Genomic DNA, 1,068 nt, shown 5'->3' on the forward strand with positions numbered 1-1,068 from the left:
TCCATGGTCAGTATAAAATTTTTCAGGAATACCACATATCGGCCAGCTTGTATTACTCTTACTCCAAATGGCTTGATGTAGTGTTAGTGCTGTATTTTTGGAATTGGGGCTATCGAAAGTTAAAAAATAGCCTGCAATTGCACGACTATAATCATCCATAATAATGGTTAACCAGGGTCTATTGATATTACCTTTTTGATCTAATATATAGATATCTAGCAAAGTATGGTCAGCTTGCCATATTTCATTTGGCCTTGATGATTCTCTTATTTGTATTAAGTCGTACTTATTTTGATAATATTTTTCGCCATGATGAGAAAAATCAACCACAGACTTAGGTATTGTTTTAATAACACTGTAAACTTGTTTATAATTTGGTGGATCAAAATTATTCTCTTTACAATAATTAGCGATTTTCCTATGAATTGTAGCAATACTATTTCTTTTATTTTTAAGTGCAAGGCGTTCAATTTCATCAATTATCTTTGGTTCTATTTTACGTGTCCCTTTATCGGTTCTTGTTGTATAAATTAGCCCCTTAAGCCCTTGTTCTTTATATAACTTATTCCACCCATAAAGTGTACTTAACGCAATGCCTGTATTTTTAGAAATACTTGATAAGGATTTGTTTCCTAAAATAAAAGGTTTAATAACATCGTACTTTTGTATAGCCTCTTTACGCTTGGTTTCAGAAAAATTAGTGAGGTATTTCTCCTTGTTTTTCATCTTCCTTTTCCTCCAATTTATTGAGGTAACGATAAATTGTTGTGCGTGAAACTTGCCATTGTTCTGCAATTGTCTTAATTGGTGTACCATTATCATAAAGTGTTTTGAGTAAATTCAAATCTTGATTACTTAATTTTTCAGGTCTTCCACCATAACGTCCTCTGGCACGAGCTGCAATTCGACCAGCCGAAGAACGTTCTAAAATTAAGTTACGTTCAAATTCTGCAAACGCTGCGAATAAATGAAATAATAATTGTCCTGTAGAACTTGATTTATCCATAGTTATATTTTCTTCTAAACTATGAAAACTCACGCCTCGTTCGTTAAGTTCATTAACTAATG

The 1,068-nt window shown here is 32.4% G+C and carries 1 protein-coding gene and 1 pseudogene; both read right to left on the reverse strand.

Annotation, left to right across the window (positions count from 1 at the left end; all coding sequences use genetic code 11):
• A pseudogene (locus ACF91D_RS30570) lies at positions 1-726 on the reverse strand (Mu transposase C-terminal domain-containing protein); the annotation flags it as partial.
• On the reverse strand, positions 698-1,068 hold a 371-nt coding region (locus ACF91D_RS30575), incomplete at its 5' end, for a recombinase family protein (protein WP_392438505.1). The pseudogene ACF91D_RS30570 and the gene ACF91D_RS30575, both read right to left, overlap by 29 nt.

The organism is Staphylococcus sp. 231237_7MaSpsaltlick (genome assembly GCF_043107035.1).